The following is an 18,179-nucleotide window of genomic DNA, read 5'->3' on the forward strand; positions in this document are numbered from 1 at the left end:
TAGGATCATGTCGCTATGAGCGGTAAGGAAAGAGAGACGGAGCCGGCGTACCAACGCCTCTCTCGTGAGCTTCGTCAGCAGATCTCTGCCGGTACCTACCGCGACGGCATTCAACTGCCCACCGAATCCGAACTGGCGCAGCATCACGGCGTGAGTCGGCAGACGGTCCGCCGAGCCTTTCACGATCTGGTTGCCGAGGGCATCGTGTACCGAGTACCCGGGCGCGGAACGTTCGTGACCGAGAACAGCGGCCGCTATCTCCGTCATCTCGGATCCATCGAAGATCTCATGAACCTTTCGCGGGACACGACGATGGAAGTTGTGTCACCGCTGCAACGGCGCGTGGACATCGAGGCGGCCAGTCGGCTTCGGCTCGACACCGACGTCGTGTACACCGTGGTCTTCCGGCGGATACACGAGGGAGTTCCGTTCGTGCAGACGACGGCGCATCTGCCGGAGGCGATCGCGCGGCAGATCATCGACCTGCCCGCCATGGCGGCCGGTGCGGTGAGCGCCAATACGGTGATCGGCTTGCTGGAACCGCTGATCGACAGTCCGATTGTCGAAGCAGCACAATCGATCACGGTGTCCCCGGCCACGGCGGACGTTGCCAGGGACGTCGATTGCGAAATCGGCCACGCCATGTTGCGGGTGGACCGTTTGTACTCCAACGCGCAGGGCGTTGCCAACGAGTTGTCGGTGAGCTATTTCTTGCCGGAGCAGTACACGTATCGGGTCACGCTGCGCCGCGGCGCACATTGACGCTGCGCCGCGGCGCACATTAGCGCTGCACTTTTCTTTGCTGTTCAACACCTTTCAGGAGAGAACTATGCGAATTTTCAACGGAATCGACGAAGTAGAGACGGCTGTCGGTGAGCACTTGGGCTACAGCGCGTGGTTCCCGGTCACACAGGATCGGATCGACAAGTTCGCCGACGCCACCGAGGATCACCAGTGGATTCACGTGGATCCCGAGCGCGCAGCGCAGGGTCCGTACGGCGGCACCATTGCCCACGGCTATCTGACTCTCTCGTTGTTGCCGGTGCTCGGCGCTCAGGTGATGCGTGTCGACGGAATCTCCATGACCGTGAACTACGGAAGCAACAAGGTGCGATTCCCCGAACCGGTCAAGGTCGGTTCTTCGGTGCGGGCAGGTGCGGAGATTCTTTCCTTCGAGCGCACCTCGAAGGGCGCGACGATAGTCGTGCGGTACACGATCGAAATCGAAGGAGCGGGTAAACCTGCGCTGGTAGCGGATACCGTGCGCCTGTTGGTCTCCTGAATCCTTTTCCATTCTTCCAGAACGAGATTCGAGGTCAGTTGTGAAACGAGCAGCATTGGTCGCGCCGGTCAGAACCGCGGTGGGCCGTTTCGGAGGGGCACTTCGTGACGTGCCTGCGGAAAGTCTGGCTGCCACCGTCGTCAAGGAGACCGTGCGTCGTAGCGGAATCGATCCGTCCCGCATCGACGACGTCGCGATGGGGCAGTCGTATGCCAATTCGGAGGCACCGTGCATCGGAAGGTGGGCGGCGCTCGAGGCCGGGTTGCCGATTTCGGTAGCCGGCTTCCAAACGGATCGCCGATGTGGAACGGGTCTGCAGGCCATCGTTACCGCGGCCATGATGGTCCAGACGGGTGCGGCCGACGTGGTTCTCGCGGGTGGCGTCGAATCGATGAGCGGGATCGAGCACTACACCACCGGAGCGCGGTGGGGCACCAGATCCGGTGGGCTGCAACTGTTCGACCGCCTCGATCGTGGCCGCGAGCGCTCGCAACCCGAGTGGCGATTCGGTCGGATCAGCGGAATGATCGAAACGGCCGAGAACGTCGCGACACGCTGCGGGATCACGCGGGAAGAGTCGGACACCTTCGCCGTCGACAGCCACCGAAAGGCAACACTGGCAAGAGAATCCGGCCGCTTCGATGCCGAAATCGTCGCCGTCGAACTGACGGATCGAAAAGGGAACGTCACACAGTTTCGTGCTGACGAGGGGATCCGTCCGGATACCTCACTCGAAACCTTGGCACGGCTGCGTGCGGTGACCGAGGGAGGCGTCGTGACCGCCGGTAACGCCAGCCAACAGAACGACGCTGCGGCAGCGATGTTGGTGGTCGCCGAGGATCGTCTGGACGAGCTGGGGCTGGAACCCATCGGGTTCCTCGACAGTTGGGCCGCGGCCGGTTGTGAACCGGCGCTGATGGGCCTCGGGCCGGTTGCCGCCGTCTCGAAACTGTTTGCTCGCACCGGGGCACGCTTTGCCGATTTCGATCTGGTCGAGCTGAACGAGGCGTTTGCGTGCCAGGTTCTCGGCGTCGTGAAGGAATGGGGATTCGAGGACCTCGATCGCCTGAACGTCAACGGTTCCGGCATCTCGCTCGGCCACCCCGTGGGAGCGACGGGTGCGCGTATGGCAACAACCGCGCTTCACGAACTCGGCCGACGCGGCGGCGGAAAAGCGCTGTTGACCATGTGTATCGGCGGTGGCCAGGGTATGGCGGCCGTGGTGGAGTCTGCCTGACGAGGTTCGCTTCTGGGTACACTTGCGGCGGGGGATCGGAAGTTCTACGGAGGCAGTCGGTTGACGAATGCAGGCGCAGCAGACACCAGTGGCGCGCTGAGCGTCGAGGATGTTCGTCGCGCCAGGGCCGCACTCGAGGGTTTGGACGTCACCAGTTGGTCCGGTCGCTTCGAGCTTCTCTCCGACACCAATCGTCTGCGTCTGTTGCTCTGCCTTCATCACGCACCGGGTATCTGCGTCACGGATTTGTCCGTGGCGCTGGGGATGAGCGGCACAGCCGTCTCACATGCGCTGCGGCTACTGCGTAGCCAGGGGTGGGTGAGCGCGACCCGCGACGGCCGATCGATGCGATACCAACTGGCGGACGACACCGTTCACCAGCTGCTGCATTCGATCGGCGCCACACATTTTCACGACGAGACACCCACCCCCGGGCACACGCACAGCTGAGCGCTACTCAAGGAGTCGCGAAGAACTTCTCGACGGCCGGCGCAGCGTTCGGGTTTCCGTTGGTGATTCCTGCGCCGACTCCGGCAACCGTGCCGATGACTCCACCGACGATGCAGCCGGCGATAAAGTTCGGGAAGATCGACAGGCAGCCGATTCCGACGCCGAGGTTAGCTCCGATCAGGGTCGATTGCAGACCACCGTTGTTCCAGCCGATATTGACCTCGTTGGCCATCGTGTCGAACGCGGCCTGCTTCGGATCGTTACCGGGGAAGAGCATCAACGCCGCCTGGCTGTTCGACTCTGCGGTCGGTGTCAGTAGGGGTTGGGACGGATCGAAGCCCGCATTCGGGGGCGCTGCGACCGCGGTGCCGGCTCCAGCGCCGACTGCGGCGACGACGAGAACGGACATGGTGAGAGTTCGGGACAGTTTCATGGGGACGGCCAATCTGTCTGTGTGGAACCAGTCGTGAATGGTGGCGGTGCAGTTCGTTAACCAGAACTCCACCGTCTGGATCGATCGTGCGGACCTCCTCGGGCACAACGGGACCCGTCGTCTCCGCGCGACGGGCCGTGTTTGGTGGCTACCCGACTCCGAGTGCCCTGAAACCGCCTAGTCTCATTCGTTTTTCGACAACCGCGCACGCAATTCTTCGACCTCGGCAGTAAGCCGATCTACCTCGGCTTGCAGGGGTTGGCGTGCCAGAGCGAGGGATTCGTCCATGCGCTCCTTGTCGAAGCGTGGCGTGATGTTTCGACTGCAGTTCCAGTCGAACGCTTCGACGTCGATGACGATGGAACGCTGGGCTTTTGCCGTCATGGTGCCGCCGGGGACTTGCAAGAGCTGTTGCAGTAGTGCAGGGTCCTCGTCCGCTTCGATCACCTGCGCGCGCCCGTAGATCTTCAATCTCGTTCGCGTCGGGTAATCGATGACGAACAGCGAGATGCGATTGTTCTCTTCCAGATTGCCGAGCGTCACGAATTGCTGATTGCCGGGGAGATCGGCGAATCCGATTCGATTCGGGCCCAACACATGCAGGAATCCGCGCGGGCCGCCGCGATGTTGGACGTACGGCCAACCGTCGGGCGTCACCGTGGACATGAAGAAGGAATCCACGGATTTCACGAATCCCTGCGCGCGGAAATCGAATTCCATCGGGCCTTCGTCGGGCTGATCGAGTTTCGAACCGTACACGGTGAAACTTCCGGTCGACCGCTGACGCTCCACCGCAGCGGGGGAGAAGGCGATGTGTGCGTATCGGGTCGACATTTTCCAACTCCTGATGCTCAGTGCCAACGGTGGTCGGCAACGGCAGTTCGCGGACCGAACTTGGGTTTGACGGCTTGCCCGCTGACCTGCAGGAGCCTCACGGCGCGGTATCGATGCGGTTGAAGGGGAGCGAGGTACTGCACCATCTCGGCGTCGTCGATCGGTTCACCCAGCAGTGACCACCCGACGACGGCAGCGAGGTGGTAGTCGCCGACCGAGAGTGCATCTGAATCGCCGAATGCACGCTGAGCCACTTCGGCGGCAGTCCAGATCCCGACGCCGGGTACCGCTCGCAACCGTTTGGTCGCCTCGGTCCTGGGGAACGTGGATGCCTGCTCGAGGCGGTCGGCGACGCGAGCGCACTGAACGATCGTCTTGGACCTCGCTGGATCGACGTTCGCGCGATGGAATTCCCATGACGGCATTCGACGCCATTGGTCCGCGGTGAGTGGAACCCGCATTCCGTCGGGCGCGGGGCCGGGTGGGCGCTCCCCGAACTTGGTCAGCAGGCGGCGCCACGCGGCGAATGCGTCGATGCCGTGGACTCGTTGCTCGAGGATCGCGGGAACGAGAGCTTCCATGACGCGGCCGGTGCGGCCGATGCGCAGATGAGGGAAGCGTCGATGAGCTTCGGCGAGCTTGGGATGTTCGGGGGCAAAATCTTCGGCTTCGTCGTCGAGACCGAGCAGCGCTTCGGCGCCGTTCAGGAATTCCGTGGCGCCGGGACCCCAGGCCTGTACCCGGACCGTATGGCGATCCGACTGGGTGATGCGGTAGGTCACAGGACCCGAAAGTTGGCGGGAAACTCGCCAGATCGCTCCGTCGGCTGACCGTCGATGTGCGGGGTCGCCGGGTCCGCGCTGATGCGGGCTGAGCGTCAGCGCGGCATCGAGTGGTCGCTGAGAAGTCACCGTGACTTCGTCGACCGGAGATAGCGGCGTCATCGAGGTCAGCGTATCGCCACCGTCCATCCTCCGTTAAGGCGTGTGTCGGTGGCGCAACGTATTGTCCGAGCCATGATCATCGTGAGCACCGACGGATCCTGTCTGCGAAACCCCGGTGGGGCTATCGGCTGGGCGTGGGTCAATCACGAGGGTCCGAGCATGTCCGGCGGAGAAGCGTCCGGCACCAACCAGATTGCAGAGTTGCGTGCTCTGTTCGAGGCCGTCGTCGCCCATCCCGGTGCTGATCCTCTACTCATCGAATCCGACTCGCAGTACGCCATCAAGTGCGCTTCCGAATGGTTGCCCAGTTGGAAGCGCAAGGGCTGGAAGACCGCGAGCGGCGGGGCGGTCAAGAACCTCGAACTGGTCCAGAGTATCGATCGAGCCATCACCGATCGTGTCGGACCGGTGCGCTTTCGCTGGGTGCGCGGGCACGTCGGCAACCACTACAACGAAATGGCAGACAAGCTGGCCGGCGAAGCCGCACGCGCCATCGTCTCGGGGGACATCGCATCGGTCCCGCTTGCTGCCCCGGTGAAGAAGGAACCGACCGCCGTGAACTCTCCTTACAAGGAGAAGTCCACGACGGCCGAAGAACCGGCAGATCTGTTCACACTTTTCTGAGCGGTTCAGAATCCGTCGGCAACCTGAACCAGCGCCCGGCCGGTGTACTTGCCTTCGCGTACCTGATCGATCACCGAGACGACGTCGCGGACGGCAACGAGGTTCGTGATCTCCCTCAGATGACGTGGCGCCAAGTCGGAGCCCAGCCGGGTCCACAGCGCGCGACGGGGCTCGATCGGCATCAATACCGAGTCCATGCCCAGCAGTGAGACTCCGCGGAGAATGAACGGCAGCACGGTCGTAGGCAGCGCGGCGCCGCCGGTCAATCCGCTGGCAGCGACAACACCGCCGTAATTGATCGTGCTCAGAACGTGAGCGAGGGTCTTTCCACCGACGCAGTCGACGGCCGCCGCCCACTGAGATTTTCCGAGCGGGCGAGGCTTGGCGTCGGGATCCTCGGGGAGCCGGCCGATCACCGAAGACGCACCGAGTGACGTCAGAAGGTCTGCCGCGCCGGGCTTACCGCTGGAGGCGACCACGTCGAAGCCTGCGCTTGCCAGAAGGTCGACGCTGACGGTGCCGACTCCGCCGCTCGCGCCCGTCACCAGGACGGGACCGTCGGCTGGCTTCACTCCGCTGGCCAGAATGGCTTGGACGCTCATGGCTGCGGTGAATCCTGCCGTGCCGATCGCGGCAGCGTCGGCGGTGGAAATGCCGTCGAGCTTCACGACCCACTCGGCAGGCAAACGGGCGATCTCGGCGTAGCCGCCGTTGCGGGCGGTCCCGATCTCGTAGCCATGTGCGACGACCTTGTCTCCCGGGGCGAATGCGTCGGACTCGGAGGCAATGACCTCGCCGGCGACGTCGATACCGGGGACGATCGGGTACTCGCGAACCACCCCGCCTTTCGGCGTGACCGCGAGCGCGTCCTTGTAGTTGACGCTCGAATACTCGACGCGAATGGTGACCTCACCTGCCGGGAGGAAGGATTCGTCGACGGTTTCGGGGGCGAAGTCGATGGTGCCGTCGCTGTCGCGGGCGACCCAGGCGTTGAAAGTAGTCATGGGTCGAACATAAAGGCCTTCGGCCCTGTGCGCCTTTTCGGTAGTGCGAACTACCAGAAAGGCGCACAGGGGCGGAGCCCCTAGATCAAGCTGCCCTCATGCACCGCTCGATCGAACGCCGGTAGCGGGCCACCGGCGCGCAGGGTAGTTGCCAATGCAGGATCGGCGAGATGGAGACGGCCGATCGCGATCAGATCGAACTCTCCGCTGCCGATGCGCTCCTCGAGCTGTGGGATGTTGTCGACTACAGGTGCGACGCCTTCGATGCGGCTGTCCCGCAGCGACTTTCCGATACCGACGCTGCCGACGGCCATCGTGACGGCGCCGGTCAGCTTCTTCGCCCAACCCGCCAACGAGAGATCGCTGCCTTCGAAGGCCGGCACGTCGAAACGCCTGATGCTGGCGTCGAGAACGTCGACTCCGGCGTCGACCAGCGCGCCCAGGATGACGCCCAACTCTTCGGGGGTTTCGGCGATCTTCGCGGTGAAATCTTGCTGCTTGTGCTGTGAGAAACGGTAGATGATCGGCAGATCCGGTCCGATGGCCGCGCGGATCGCGGCGACGACGGCGGCCGGGAACCTGGTACGACGCTCCAGGTCGCCTCCCCACGCGTCGTCGCGCTGGTTGGTGCCCTCCCAGAAGAAGGAATCGAGGAGGTAGCCGTGACCGCCGTGGATCGCGATGCCGTCGAAGCCGAGTTCGACGGCGTGCTTCGCGCTACGGACGTACGCGTCGATGACGTCCTGGATGTCCTGCTCGGTCATCGCTTCGGTGCTCGCCTGTGCGCGTTCGACGTAGGCAGCGGAGTACGAGGTGACGCCGAGCGGGCCCCATTCGCCTGAGGGGCGCATCGGCTTGAGTGAGGGGTCCATCTGCGTCATCGCGCCCCACAGAGGTCCGACGTGCCAGAGTTGAGGCACGATCTTGCCGCCCGCAGCGTGCACGTCGTCGACTACCTTCCGCCATCCGGCCTGAGCAGCGGGAGTGTGGAGGTTGGGGACGTTGGCGTGGTCGACAGCAGCCTCGTGATCGATCGCGACGCCTTCGGTGACGATCAGTCCGGTGCCGCCCTCAGCTCGTCGGCGGTAGTACTCGGCGACGTCCCGGCCAGGCACGCCCTCGATGGAGTACGTGCGCGTCATCGGCGACATGACTATGCGGTTGGACAGTTCGAGCGAACGGATGCGGAGCGGTTGGAACAGCGGGTTGGTCACTTCGTCACAGCGCTTTCATGAATCGGAAGAATCCGGGGTCCTGGTCGACACGGAGCCGGGTGAGGGTTCGGTAGCTGATCAGCCACTTGCCGTCTTCTTTGCGGTATTTCTCGTGGTAGTGGCCGTAGCCGTGTAGGTGCAGTTCTTTCTCGCCGTCGTTCCACCACAGCATGTCCTCCATCGCCCAGATGCCGGTTGCGGTGGTGGGCGAGGTCAGCACGATTTCGGGAGTGTGTGCGTGGTGCGCCGTGGTGAGGGGGATTTCGCCGTCGAGCATGTTCCGAATTGCCGCGGTGAGTTTGTCGATGCCCACTACCTGGTTCGAGGTGTCGCCGGTCTTGGGTTGCTTGTCTGTCGGGAGTCCGCCCCACGTCTCGCTGACGACGTCTGCGGTGTGCAGGGTTGGGTAGACGTGCCACTGCTTGGTGTCCATGCAGCGTAGGCGCGCGGCGAACACACGCTTGATTTCCTCGATTGCGAGCAGTTCCTCGACGGCACTGATCGACCCCACTTCGGACTCGGCCTGAGACATTCAACCTCCAACGGTGATCGGCAAGATGGGTTCACATTCGGGTGCTCCGGGCGGGCCGTCAACGACCTGTCCCGGTGAGCGCGACGGCACTCGGTATGGTCGAGCGAACGAAAGGGGTGTCAGACGTGTGTACCGAAGAGGTCCCATCGACCGGACCGGAGGAGATCGCCGAGGTTCGGGCTTTTTGGCGCGAGTTGGGTGTTCCTGGCGTGATCGACGTCCACACCCATTTCATGCCGAAGAGCGTCATGGACAAGGTGTGGGGTTACTTCGATTCGGCGGGACCGATGATCGGTCGTCCTTGGCCCATCGCCTACCGACTTGCCGAGGAGGAGCGGGTACACCGTCTCCGCGAGTTCGGTGTCCGGGCTTTCACGTCGATGATCTACCCGCACAAGCACGCGATGGCCGAGTGGCTCAATCAGTGGGCCGTCGAATTTGCCGCGCAAACGCCCGATTGCCTGCACACGGCCACGTTCTATCCCGAGGAGTCGGCGGCGTCGTACGTCGGAAAGGCCTTGGAGTCGGGCGCGCGAATCTTCAAGTCCCACATCCAGGTCGGAAACTACGATCCGAACGACCCTCTGCTCGACAAGGTCTGGGGGCAACTCGAGGACTCCGAGACGCCCATCGTGATTCACTGTGGATCGGGACCGGCGCCGGGGGAGTACACGGGACCTGATCGCATTTCTTCGCTGCTCGCACGGTACCCGCGCCTGTCGTTGATCGTCGCCCACATGGGGATGCCCGAGTACAGCGAATTCCTCGATCTGGCAGAGGCTTACGGCAACGTCCGCCTGGATACGACCATGGCGTTCACCGACTTCACGGAAGAGCAGTGTGCCTTCCCGAAGGTAGACGTATCACGGCTCGTCGACATGCAGGACCGGATTCTGTTCGGTAGCGACTTCCCGAACATTCCGTACCCGTATCTCACAGCCTTGCAAGCGGTTACGCGCTTCGATCTCGGAGACGAATGGCTGCGAGCCGTCGTGCACGACAACGCCGCCAAGCTCTTCTCGGTGAGCTGAGCTCACCGAGAAGAACTTCGACTCAGCGCAGTTTGATGCTGCCGCCGTCGGCCATCAACGTCTGACCCGTCATGTACTTGGAATCCTCGCTCGCCAGGAACACCACGACGGGAGCGATGTCGGTTTCAGGATCACCGATGCGTCCGAGAGGCACCTTGGCAACCGATGCGGCTGCGCGCTCAGGGAAGGCTTCCTGCCACTTGACGACGCCTTCGGTGGCGGCGAACGGGCAGACCACGTTGACCCGAATGCCTTCCGGCGCCCACTCGTTGGCGACGACGCGCGTCAGGCCTCGCACAGCTTCCTTGGCCGCAGCGTAGGACGTCTGGGTGGGCATTCCGTCCAAACCTGAACCCGATGCGAAGTTGACGACCGAACCCTTGGTCTTCGCGAGTTCGTCGTGGCACGCCTGCATGAGGTGGACAACGGGGTAGAAACCGGTGTTGAAGGACAGGTCGAACATGTCCTGCGTGGTTTCGAGCAACGGAGCCTGACGGGACGCGTGAGCGTTGTTCACCAGGATGTCGAGCTTGCCGAAAGCCTCGAGCGCGGCGTCACGGATCTGCTCGGCCGAACCGGCGGCAGCAAGGTCGACGTTCAGGAACTTGCCGGAGCCGGCCAGTTCTTGTTCGAGGGCCTGGCCCTGCTCGTCGTTGATATCGACGAACAGGACCTTCGCGCCTTCACGGGCGAAGACTCGGGTGATAGCGCGACCGATTCCACCGGCGCCGCCGGTGACGATCGCTACCTTGCCGTTCAACCTCATGAAAACGCTCCTCTTCGTAAGTGCTGCTCAAACTGTTGCGGTCTCGTCGACTGCAAGTGCAATCTTTTCGAGGCCGGCGATGCTGTAGGCGGCGTAGGTCTCGTACGGCCCACGGCCGGAGAAGTAAGACGAGAGCTGGCCACCGAGCTCTTCGACGGTGAACGCGGATCCGGCTGCGTCGAAACGGTTCTCGACCTTGGGTGCTTCCATCAACGCCACCATCTTGCCGTAGACGACGAAGACCTGTCCGTTGATCTCGTCGGAATCGGGGGATGCGAGGTAGCTGACCAGGGTCGCGACGCGCTCGGGTGCAAGCGGATCGAGGCCGACGACGCCGGTGTTGTTCTCGCCGAAGGCTTCTGCCGTCATGGCGGTGCGCGCGCGGGGGCAGATCGCGTTGGTGCGGACGCCGTAGCGGGAGAGACCTGCTGCGCTCGAGAGCGTCAGAGCGGTGATGCCGGCCTTGGCTGCCGAGTAGTTGGGCTGTCCGGCGCTGCCGAAGAGGAAGGCCTCGGAAGAGGTGTTGATGATGCGGCCGTAGACCGGTGCGTCGGCTGCCTTGCTGGCTGCGCGCCAGTGGACTGCGGCTGCGTGCGAGGTGGCGGCGTGGCCCTTGAGGTGCACACGGATGACGTCGTCCCAATCGGATTCGGTCAGGTTGAAGATCATCTTGTCGCGCAGGATGCCTGCATTGTTGACGAGGATGTCGAAGGATCCGAAGTTCTTGACAGCCTCTTCGATGATGCGCCCGCCGAGCGACCAGTCGGAGACGTCGCCGGTGATGGCGAGTGCCTGTCCACCTGCGGCCTTGATCTCGTCGACCACGTCGTTGGCCGCTGCACCCATGTCGTTGACGATGACGGCTGCACCGGCAGCCGCGAGTCCGAGTGCTTCGGCGCGACCCAGGCCGGCGCCGGCGCCGGTGACGGCGGCAACTTTGCCTTCCAAGCTCAGTGATTGCGTCATGTCGTGCTCCTTCGATCCGGGCGGTCGGGTACGTCTTGCAGAATTAGTATTCATTCTAATTTGAAGTCGAGAGTTCGGTAGTCGGTTCCGAAAAAATCATTCGAGCGAAATCAGAATTAGTTCTAGTTTTGAACAGAAGTTTGGCCGACTGAGGAGGAGTCTCACTCAGCGGGAGCGGTGATCTGGGTCACGAGCGCTGCATGCCACCTTGGGGCGACGCGGCGATCCCACCGCGTACGCGTTTGCGTCACCACCGATCCGCTCGGTTCTCGGCCGCATTCGTCGGCTCCAGGGTCGGATAGTTCCCACCGAAAACGCAGTACGGTCGGCCCCGAATTCACCGGGCCGGACATCAAGGAAGGCACCAGCAGTGTCACTGAATTTGGCAGATCTGTACGAGGGCATCTCGGATCTGATTCCGGACCGCACGGCGCTCGTGTGCGATGGTCGTCGTCGCACCTACGTCGAGCTGGACGAGGGCTCGAATCGCATCGCCCGCCACCTGGCGAGCGTCGGTGTCGGGCCCGGCGATCACGTTGCTCTGCACATGCGCAACAGCATCGAGTTCGTCGAGAGTTTGCTCGGCTGCCTCAAGATTCGTGCGGTCCCGATCAACGTCAACTATCGCTACGTCGACGCCGAACTGACCTATCTGTACAACGATTCGCAGTCGGTGGCACTGATCGTGGACGAGGAGTTCGTTTCCGTCGTGGAGACGGTTCTCCCGGCCGCGCCCGGCATCAAACACGTCGTTGTCGTCGGCAAGTCCGTGGTCCGCGATATCGAAGGTGTCGACGTCGTTGGATACGCCGACGCTGCCGCGGAGCAGCCCGCTACTCGTGACTTCGCGCCCCGCAGCAACGACGACCTCTTCGTCATCTACACCGGCGGCACGACGGGGATGCCCAAGGGTGTCATGTGGCGTCATGAAGACTTCTACTTCGCGGCGCTCACCGGCGGAAATCCGTTCGGTCCGCCGCACACGACCGCTGAGGCTCTGTTCGCCGCGGTGCCGAACGTTCCCGCGATGAACATGCTCAGTACCGCACCCCTGATGCACGGTGCGGCGTCGTACTCGCTGTTCACCGGATTCTTCATGGGCGCCAACGCAATTCTCATGGCGCGGTTCGACGCGAAGGCGACGCTGCAGCTCGCCGGAAGTGAGAAGGCCGTCTCCATCACCGTCGTCGGAGACGCGATGGCACGTCCGCTCGCAGACGAATTGGCAGCAAACGCAGCAGATTACGACCTCAGCACGGTCGGAATGGTCTCGTCCGGCGGAGCCTTGTTCTCGCTCTCACTGCGGGAGCAGCTCAAGTCGATGCTTCCGAACCTGGTGATCCGCGACGGATTCGGCTCCTCGGAGTCGGGCGTCGACGGCAATCTGGAGATCGGCGAAGACGGCCTGATGCGCATCGCCGCTCGCGACGAGACCCGCGTCGTGGACGAAAGGATGCGGCCGCTGGAGCCGGGATCGCCCGAGACCGGCTACATCGCTCGCAGCGGTCACGTGCCGGTCGGCTACTTCAATGATCCGGTCAAGACCGCGGCTACGTTCCCGGTGATCGACGGGGTGCGGATGTCGGTGCTCGGCGACGTCGGGCGCGTGGAAGCCGACGGCTCGATCGTCTTGCTGGGACGTGGTTCTCAGTGCATCAACACCGGCGGGGAGAAGGTGTATCCGGAAGAGGTCGAGCAGGCGCTCAAGAGTCACCCGGCGGTGCTCGACGCTCTGGTCGCGGGAATTCCGGATGCGAAGTTCGGTGAGCGCGTCGCTGCGGTCATCACGACCCGCGAAGGCTTCGACGTCCCGGACGCTGCCGAGATCGGTGAGCATTGCGCGTCGCAGGTCGCTCGGTACAAAGTGCCGCGCACCGTCATGAACGTTCCGTCGATCAGGCGTTCTCCCAGCGGAAAGGCCGACTATCGCTGGGCCAAGGCCACTCTCGCCGAGCAAGTCTCCTAGTCCGGCCGGAGCCGTCCAGCGCGTTTGTGAGGGACGCGTTGGGTGGCTCCGGTGCTCTAGCCTGTCACCGTCAGAACCAGCAGAGCGACGTTGAGTGCAACGATCAAGCCCGCCGCAATCCACGCCGCGACGGTCGTGAGCGGGGCATTGCGCGCGTCGCCCATGAGTTCGGGGTCCGAGGTCATTCGCACCAGCGGGATGATCGCGAAGGGGATGCACAGGCTCAAGACCACTTGGCTGAGCACGAGCGCCAGCGTCGGGTCGACGCCGAGTCCGAGCACGATCAGTGCCGGGATGAGCGTGACGATCCGGCGTGTGATCACCGGAATCCGAATGGCCAGAAGACCATGCATGATCTCGGCGCCGGCCGCGCATCCCACGGAGGTCGACGCGAGTCCGGAGGCGAGGAGGCCGATCGCGAACACCACGGCTACGCCCGGGCCGAGCGAATTCTCGATCGCGGCATGCGCGCCGTCGATGGTGTCGGTGCCGGGTACTCCGCGCAGCGCCGAAGCGGCCAGAAGCAGCATGCCGATGTTCACGCCACCGGCGATGATCAACGCGACGACGACATCCCAACGGGTGACTTTGAGTAGTCGCTGCAACCGTGGGCCGGGTTTGATGTGGCCGTGGCGATCACGTGCCAATGCGGAGTGAAGGTAGATCGCGTGCGGCATGACCGTTGCTCCGAGCATGCTGGCGGCGAGCAGTACGGTCTCGGTTCCTTCGAAGCGGGGGACCAGTCCGGCGACGGCCTCGCTGCCGGAGACGTCGGTGAAGGCGAGCCCGGTCAGGAAGCCGATGGTGATGATGGCCAGCAATCCCATGACCACGAACTCGAAAGTGCGCTGTCCGCGCCGACTTTGGATCGTCAGGATGACCATCGACACGCATCCGGTGATCAGTCCGCCGAGGAAGAGCGGGATGTTGAAGAGCAGGTTGAGTGCGATGGCGCCGCCGATGACTTCGGCGACGTCGGTCGCGATCGCCATCATCTCGGCCTGGAGCCAGAAGGCGCGGCGGTTGTTCTTACGCAGGCGCTGACCCAGCATTTCGGGCAGGGATCTGCCGGAGACGAGACCGAGTTTCGCGGACAGATACTGCACGAGGACGGCCATCGCGTTGGCGAGTACGAGTACCCAGATGAGGAGGTAGCCGTACTTGGCGCCGGCGGTGAGGTTGGCGGCGACGTTGCCCGGATCGACGTACGCGATTGCCGCGACGAACGCCGGACCGAGCAGGGCGATGGATCTCCCCGTGGGTCGTCGGCGCGGAGTCGTCGGCTCTTGCGTACTGGTGCTCATCGGTCTCCTGGTCACACGTACTCGGACCTGTTGGTTCGAATAAGTGAACTATAGAGTTCGGGGAGCCGAACTTTCAACAGCTGTGCGCGGTCAGCGACCGCAGAGGGTCCCTAACCGCGCACAGGCCGGTTAGGCCGTCACGCCGGCAGCCAGGAGAGCGCGAGCCTCGGGTCGGCCGTCGAGGAGGGCGTTGGTACGCAGTTCGACCTTCCACTCGCCGTCCGTCTTGATCAGTTCCCAACGGTTTGCGGTGATGCGGAGGACCTTGAATCCCGTCGGGTTCTCGGGATCTTTGATGACCAACTGCGAATGGCAGGTCGCGACGGCCTTGTTGCCGTCGATGCGGATGTGGGCGGGTGTCATCATGTGGGCCGCGCCGTTCATGATCCAGTTCTGGTGTGAGGCGCTGTGAACCATCGCGCGCAGTTCGCCGCGGCCGTGCATCGCACCGGTATCGACGTCGTAGACGCCGTCCTCGAGCCACAGGTTCGCGACCTCGTCGGCTGATCCGCTGTCGACGGCAGGGCTGTATGTGGTCAGCAGTTCGGTGATCGCGAGCTTGTCCTCGAGCAATTCCACTCGGGCGAGCAGGGATTCGATCAGGGCGGTCGAGTCGGTCATCGGTACGTCCTTTGCATTGAATTGTCGGGGAATCAGGAAGTGGTGAAAGAAAAGCCCTCGGCGAGGGCGATTCGGTGAAGTTCTTCGAGTTGTTCGCAGTAGTGCTCGACGCTTCGAGCGCCGACCGAGCAGCTGGCGATGGTCGCCCCGGCGTCACGGACGCGAGTCAAGGCGCGAAGGGTGGATTCGCGATTGCCGAGAGGATCGAGCGGCGCACCGGCGGGAAGCACCACGTCGAATCCGTCGGGGAGCGTCGTGGCATCGAGCATTTCCTTCAGTTCGGAGAATCGCAGCCCGAACGGCACCCACCCGTCGCCGTGTGTGGTGGCCCGGCGCAGCGATCTCTTGGTCCGGCCGCCGATCCACAGCGGCACCCGTTTCTGGACGGCGTGGGGTTCGACGACAAATCCGGAGTAGTCGTAGAACTCGCCGTGATACTCCGGAGTCGGCGTCGACAGTGATGCCCGAAGTGCGGCCAAGGCATCGTCAGCGCGCGCTCCTCGGTCGGCAAATGGAGCATTTATGAGATCGAATTCTTGTTTCAGAGTCCCCACCCCGAGGCCGAGTATCAGGCGTCCATTGCTGACGCGATCAAGCGTTCCGTAACGCTTGGCGATCTCGAGGGGGTGGTGGTAGCCCAACACCAGCACCTGGGTCGCCAGCAGGATTCTTGATGTACGCGCGGCGAGAAAACCAAGGGTGGCGAGCGGATCCCAGTAGGTTCCGCCGCGCTCGGCGGCAATCTCCTCGGGGACCGCCACGTGTTCACTGCAGGTCAGATGATGGAAACCGAGTCGATCCGCCGTGGCGGCCACTGTGGCGATCTCGCCGATGTCAGCACTTGCCTCCCACTCCGAGCGCGTGCTCGGGTGCTGAATCAGGACCGGTGTGACGATTCCCAGGTGCATCGGGCGTTTATAGCGTCCCCACTCGCCCGGTGGCAGGTGAATTACCGCTGATCGGGATCGAAAAGATCGATTCACTTTCCAGAAACTGTGACCTGGGTTATAGTCGGTAGAATCAATTCCAGTTTTCGGGAGGCGTCCATGACCATTGTTGACATGAACGACACACTGTCCACCGTCCAGACTGCCGGTGGGCAACCCAAGAAGGATCTGCCGCCGTCGATGGTCGAGCGGATGACACTGATTCTCGACGCCTTCGACGGCCGCGCCGCGCGGCTGACGCTGGAAGAGGTCGCGTGCCGTACTCAGTTGCCGCGCTCCACGGTCCACCGCATTCTCGATCAGCTGGTCAAGCTGGACTGGGTCGATCACGCATCGTTCGGCTACTGCCTCGGGCGTCGCGCGCTCGGCCTCGGTGGTGGCGACGGCGGCCACAGCCAGATCCGCGAAGCCGCTGCACCGCTTCTGCACGAACTGCACCTGCAGACCGGCATGGTCGTTCACCTGTCGGTGCTCGACGGACGCGAGAGCGTCTATCTCGACAAGGTCGGCGGACGATTCGCCGCGGCGCTCCCGTCCCGCGTCGGCGGCAGAGTGCTCGCTCATTCGACGGCTGGTGGCAAGGCGATGCTGGCGTGGATCGACCCCGAGCGCGTCGACGCTCTGTTCGGGGCTTCTCTTCCCCGCTGCACCGAGAACACGATCACCGACGTCGCTGTGCTCCACCAGGAACTGAACCGCATCCGTCAGCGTCGGGGACTGGCCTTCGAACGCGGGGAGTCGGCGCGTGGAGTCGCTTGTGTGGCTTCGGCAATTCGCGGACACGAGGGTCCCGTCGGCAGCATCGCGTTGTGTGGTGACATGCGGACCGCTCAGCTCGAGCGAGTTGCTCCGCTGGTCGTCGACGCGGCTCGCGAGGTCTCACGGACGCTGTACCCCGAACTGGGTGCTCCTCGCCGCGGCCGCAAAACGCCTCCCGTTCCGACCAATACGTTCTCGGCGGAGACGATGGATCGCCTGCTGGCAGCGTCGTCCGACCACTGGATCTGACGTATTTTGATCGACTTGTCTCGCTGATCGGGACGAGTCATAGCAGCTCAGCGGTCCTGATGGCACCGTTCGGACCATGACGACTGAACTGAGCTACGAGGGAACTCTGAAGGAACTGCAGACCGATCTCGGTGTGCTCCGGTACCACGAAGCCGGCGACGGCCCGCCGCTCCTGCTGCTGCACGGATCGGGCCCCGGCGTCACCGGTTGGCGTAACTACCGCGGCGTTCTCGCGGACTTCGCGGAGCACTTCCACTGCTACGTTCTCGAGTTTCCCGGATTCGGCGTCAGCGATCCCGGCCCCGACCATCCCATGATGATGGCGCAGGCGTCGGTCGGGATGTTCCTCGACGGCCTCGGCCTCGGCCCGGTCCACATGATCGGTAACTCCATGGGCGGCATCGTCGCCACCAAGGTCGCGATCGACGAGCCGCACCGGGTGAGCAAGCTCGTCACCATCGGCGGCATGGGAAAGAACACCTTCTCGCCGGGGCCCGGTGAAGGCATCAAACTCCTCATGGAGTTCACCGACAACCCCACCCGCGAAGCCCTGGTCCGCTGGTTGCATTCGATGGTCTTCGACCGTGCCGTCGTCACCGAGCAGCTCATCGAAGAGCGTTGGGCCCTGGCCACCGAGCCGACGACGCTCGAGATCGCCCGTCGTATGTACAGCAGCAAGGCCATGGCCGCCATGGGCGCGGCTGCCGCTGCGTCGACCGCCGTGCCGTACTGGGCGCAGCTGAACAAGATCAAGGCGCCGACGCTGTTGACCTGGGGACGCGACGACCGCGTCAGCCCCGTGGACATGGCGATTCTGCCGATGCGCGACATCCCCAACGGCGAAGTTCACATCTTCCCCAACTGCGGACACTGGACGATGATCGAAGCTCGCGACGCCTGGGTCGCGTCCGTTCTGGCATTTCTGACGCGTCCAGAAGGCAAGTAAGGCCCGTGCGCCTTTTTGGTAGCCCCCACTACCAAAAAGGCGCACAGGGGTGCTCCCACTCACCGGGAAG

20 protein-coding genes are annotated in these 18,179 nt (G+C 63.5%); 9 read left to right on the forward strand and 11 right to left on the reverse strand.

What is annotated here, in order from left to right:
- The first annotated feature begins 15 nt into the window (after window positions 1-15).
- The 4 genes from QM609_RS04245 (at window position 16) to QM609_RS04260 (ending at window position 2,969) form a co-directional block, all read left to right on the forward strand.
- On the forward strand, window positions 16-762 hold the full coding sequence (locus QM609_RS04245; RefSeq protein WP_003940169.1) for a GntR family transcriptional regulator: 747 nt from the start codon (window positions 16-18) through the stop codon (window positions 760-762).
- 67 nt (window positions 763-829) lie between these two features.
- A complete protein-coding gene (locus tag QM609_RS04250) occupies window positions 830-1,282 on the forward strand; it encodes a MaoC family dehydratase (protein ID WP_050654612.1) in 453 nt (150 codons plus the stop codon).
- Between the two features lie 40 nt (window positions 1,283-1,322).
- On the forward strand, window positions 1,323-2,519 hold the full coding sequence (locus tag QM609_RS04255) for an acetyl-CoA C-acetyltransferase (protein WP_050654613.1): 1,197 nt from the start codon (window positions 1,323-1,325) through the stop codon (window positions 2,517-2,519).
- 60 nt (window positions 2,520-2,579) lie between these two features.
- Window positions 2,580-2,969, forward strand: coding sequence for an ArsR/SmtB family transcription factor (locus QM609_RS04260; protein WP_003940184.1), 390 nt, complete (start codon window positions 2,580-2,582; stop codon window positions 2,967-2,969).
- 7 nt (window positions 2,970-2,976) lie between these two features.
- Here the strand turns inward: QM609_RS04260 and QM609_RS04265 are convergent, their stop codons facing one another.
- The 3 genes from QM609_RS04265 to QM609_RS04275 form a co-directional block, all read right to left on the reverse strand.
- Entirely contained in the window at window positions 2,977-3,474 is a 498-nt protein-coding gene (locus tag QM609_RS04265; RefSeq protein ID WP_003940625.1) for a hypothetical protein, read from the reverse strand.
- 111 nt (window positions 3,475-3,585) lie between these two features.
- Complete coding sequence (locus QM609_RS04270) at window positions 3,586-4,236, reverse strand: pyridoxamine 5'-phosphate oxidase family protein (protein WP_003940212.1); 651 nt, start codon at window positions 4,234-4,236, stop codon at window positions 3,586-3,588.
- Between the two features lie 17 nt (window positions 4,237-4,253).
- Window positions 4,254-5,207, reverse strand: coding sequence for a DNA-3-methyladenine glycosylase family protein (locus tag QM609_RS04275; protein WP_042923994.1), 954 nt, complete (start codon window positions 5,205-5,207; stop codon window positions 4,254-4,256).
- Window positions 5,208-5,252: 45 nt separating this feature from the next.
- Here QM609_RS04275 and QM609_RS04280 point away from each other — a divergent pair, with 45 nt between their 5' ends.
- Complete coding sequence (locus QM609_RS04280; RefSeq protein ID WP_007729467.1) at window positions 5,253-5,804, forward strand: ribonuclease H family protein; 552 nt, start codon at window positions 5,253-5,255, stop codon at window positions 5,802-5,804.
- 5 nt (window positions 5,805-5,809) lie between these two features.
- Here QM609_RS04280 and QM609_RS04285 read toward each other — a convergent pair whose 3' ends face one another.
- From QM609_RS04285 to QM609_RS04295, 3 genes are all read right to left on the reverse strand, one after another.
- A complete protein-coding gene (locus QM609_RS04285) occupies window positions 5,810-6,808 on the reverse strand; it encodes an MDR family oxidoreductase (protein ID WP_050654614.1) in 999 nt (332 codons plus the stop codon).
- Window positions 6,809-6,888: 80 nt separating this feature from the next.
- Window positions 6,889-8,022, reverse strand: coding sequence for an oxidoreductase (locus QM609_RS04290; protein ID WP_283337045.1), 1,134 nt, complete (start codon window positions 8,020-8,022; stop codon window positions 6,889-6,891).
- Between the two features lie 4 nt (window positions 8,023-8,026).
- Window positions 8,027-8,554, reverse strand: coding sequence for a nuclear transport factor 2 family protein (locus QM609_RS04295; protein WP_050654616.1), 528 nt, complete (start codon window positions 8,552-8,554; stop codon window positions 8,027-8,029).
- Window positions 8,555-8,679: 125 nt separating this feature from the next.
- Here QM609_RS04295 and QM609_RS04300 point away from each other — a divergent pair, with 125 nt between their 5' ends.
- Window positions 8,680-9,585, forward strand: a complete 906-nt coding sequence (locus tag QM609_RS04300) for an amidohydrolase family protein (protein ID WP_179090785.1) — start codon at window positions 8,680-8,682, stop codon at window positions 9,583-9,585.
- A gap of 22 nt (window positions 9,586-9,607) precedes the next feature.
- Here the strand turns inward: QM609_RS04300 and QM609_RS04305 are convergent, their stop codons facing one another.
- Both QM609_RS04305 and QM609_RS04310 read right to left on the reverse strand, forming a co-directional pair.
- Entirely contained in the window at window positions 9,608-10,351 is a 744-nt protein-coding gene (locus QM609_RS04305) for an SDR family NAD(P)-dependent oxidoreductase (RefSeq protein ID WP_019745385.1), read from the reverse strand.
- Between the two features lie 27 nt (window positions 10,352-10,378).
- On the reverse strand, window positions 10,379-11,317 hold the full coding sequence (locus tag QM609_RS04310) for a 3-oxoacyl-ACP reductase (RefSeq protein ID WP_007729451.1): 939 nt from the start codon (window positions 11,315-11,317) through the stop codon (window positions 10,379-10,381).
- 370 nt (window positions 11,318-11,687) lie between these two features.
- Between QM609_RS04310 and QM609_RS04315 the strand changes: the two genes are divergently transcribed.
- Window positions 11,688-13,283: an acyl-CoA synthetase gene (locus QM609_RS04315; RefSeq protein WP_007729448.1), complete on the forward strand. Its 1,596-nt coding sequence runs from the start codon at window positions 11,688-11,690 to the stop codon at window positions 13,281-13,283.
- A 56-nt stretch (window positions 13,284-13,339) separates the two neighbouring features.
- Here QM609_RS04315 and QM609_RS04320 read toward each other — a convergent pair whose 3' ends face one another.
- The 3 genes from QM609_RS04320 to QM609_RS04330 form a co-directional block, all read right to left on the reverse strand.
- Complete coding sequence (locus QM609_RS04320) at window positions 13,340-14,587, reverse strand: Nramp family divalent metal transporter (RefSeq protein ID WP_020909201.1); 1,248 nt, start codon at window positions 14,585-14,587, stop codon at window positions 13,340-13,342.
- Window positions 14,588-14,716: 129 nt separating this feature from the next.
- Window positions 14,717-15,208 (reverse strand): nuclear transport factor 2 family protein, encoded by a 492-nt coding sequence (locus tag QM609_RS04325; RefSeq protein ID WP_003939809.1) that lies wholly within the window; start codon window positions 15,206-15,208, stop codon window positions 14,717-14,719.
- Window positions 15,209-15,240: 32 nt separating this feature from the next.
- Window positions 15,241-16,116 carry a TIGR03619 family F420-dependent LLM class oxidoreductase gene (locus QM609_RS04330; protein WP_003940045.1) on the reverse strand — a complete coding sequence of 292 codons (876 nt, stop codon included), beginning with the start codon at window positions 16,114-16,116 and terminating at the stop codon, window positions 15,241-15,243.
- A gap of 138 nt (window positions 16,117-16,254) precedes the next feature.
- Between QM609_RS04330 and QM609_RS04335 the strand changes: the two genes are divergently transcribed.
- Both QM609_RS04335 and QM609_RS04340 read left to right on the forward strand, forming a co-directional pair.
- Window positions 16,255-17,163: an IclR family transcriptional regulator gene (locus QM609_RS04335; RefSeq protein WP_007729442.1), complete on the forward strand. Its 909-nt coding sequence runs from the start codon at window positions 16,255-16,257 to the stop codon at window positions 17,161-17,163.
- A 76-nt stretch (window positions 17,164-17,239) separates the two neighbouring features.
- The gene (locus QM609_RS04340; protein WP_019745379.1) at window positions 17,240-18,109 is read left to right on the forward strand and encodes an alpha/beta fold hydrolase; all 870 of its coding nucleotides are present in this window, start codon (window positions 17,240-17,242) and stop codon (window positions 18,107-18,109) included.
- Window positions 18,110-18,179 lie beyond the last annotated feature (70 nt).

This window comes from Rhodococcus sp. IEGM 1302, assembly GCF_030056935.1.
GTDB lineage: Bacteria > Actinomycetota > Actinomycetes > Mycobacteriales > Mycobacteriaceae > Rhodococcus_F > Rhodococcus_F qingshengii.

Excerpts from the sequence above, each read along its gene's own strand:
- QM609_RS04245 (WP_003940169.1), top strand. The coding sequence starts at position 16 with ATGAGCGGTAAGGAAAGAGAGACGGAGCCGGCGTACCAACGCCTCTCT.
- QM609_RS04250 (WP_050654612.1), top strand. The coding sequence starts at position 830 with ATGCGAATTTTCAACGGAATCGACGAAGTAGAGACGGCTGTCGGTGAG.
- QM609_RS04270 (WP_003940212.1), bottom strand. The coding sequence starts at position 4,236 with ATGTCGACCCGATACGCACACATCGCCTTCTCCCCCGCTGCGGTGGAG.
- QM609_RS04275 (WP_042923994.1), bottom strand. The coding sequence starts at position 5,207 with ATGGACGGTGGCGATACGCTGACCTCGATGACGCCGCTATCTCCGGTC.
- QM609_RS04280 (WP_007729467.1), top strand. The coding sequence starts at position 5,253 with ATGATCATCGTGAGCACCGACGGATCCTGTCTGCGAAACCCCGGTGGG.
- QM609_RS04285 (WP_050654614.1), bottom strand. The coding sequence starts at position 6,808 with ATGACTACTTTCAACGCCTGGGTCGCCCGCGACAGCGACGGCACCATC.
- QM609_RS04295 (WP_050654616.1), bottom strand. The coding sequence starts at position 8,554 with ATGTCTCAGGCCGAGTCCGAAGTGGGGTCGATCAGTGCCGTCGAGGAA.
- QM609_RS04305 (WP_019745385.1), bottom strand. The coding sequence starts at position 10,351 with ATGAGGTTGAACGGCAAGGTAGCGATCGTCACCGGCGGCGCCGGTGGA.
- QM609_RS04310 (WP_007729451.1), bottom strand. The coding sequence starts at position 11,317 with ATGACGCAATCACTGAGCTTGGAAGGCAAAGTTGCCGCCGTCACCGGC.
- QM609_RS04320 (WP_020909201.1), bottom strand. The coding sequence starts at position 14,587 with ATGAGCACCAGTACGCAAGAGCCGACGACTCCGCGCCGACGACCCACG.
- QM609_RS04325 (WP_003939809.1), bottom strand. The coding sequence starts at position 15,208 with ATGACCGACTCGACCGCCCTGATCGAATCCCTGCTCGCCCGAGTGGAA.
- QM609_RS04330 (WP_003940045.1), bottom strand. The coding sequence starts at position 16,116 with ATGCACCTGGGAATCGTCACACCGGTCCTGATTCAGCACCCGAGCACG.
- QM609_RS04335 (WP_007729442.1), top strand. The coding sequence starts at position 16,255 with ATGACCATTGTTGACATGAACGACACACTGTCCACCGTCCAGACTGCC.
- QM609_RS04340 (WP_019745379.1), top strand. The coding sequence starts at position 17,240 with ATGACGACTGAACTGAGCTACGAGGGAACTCTGAAGGAACTGCAGACC.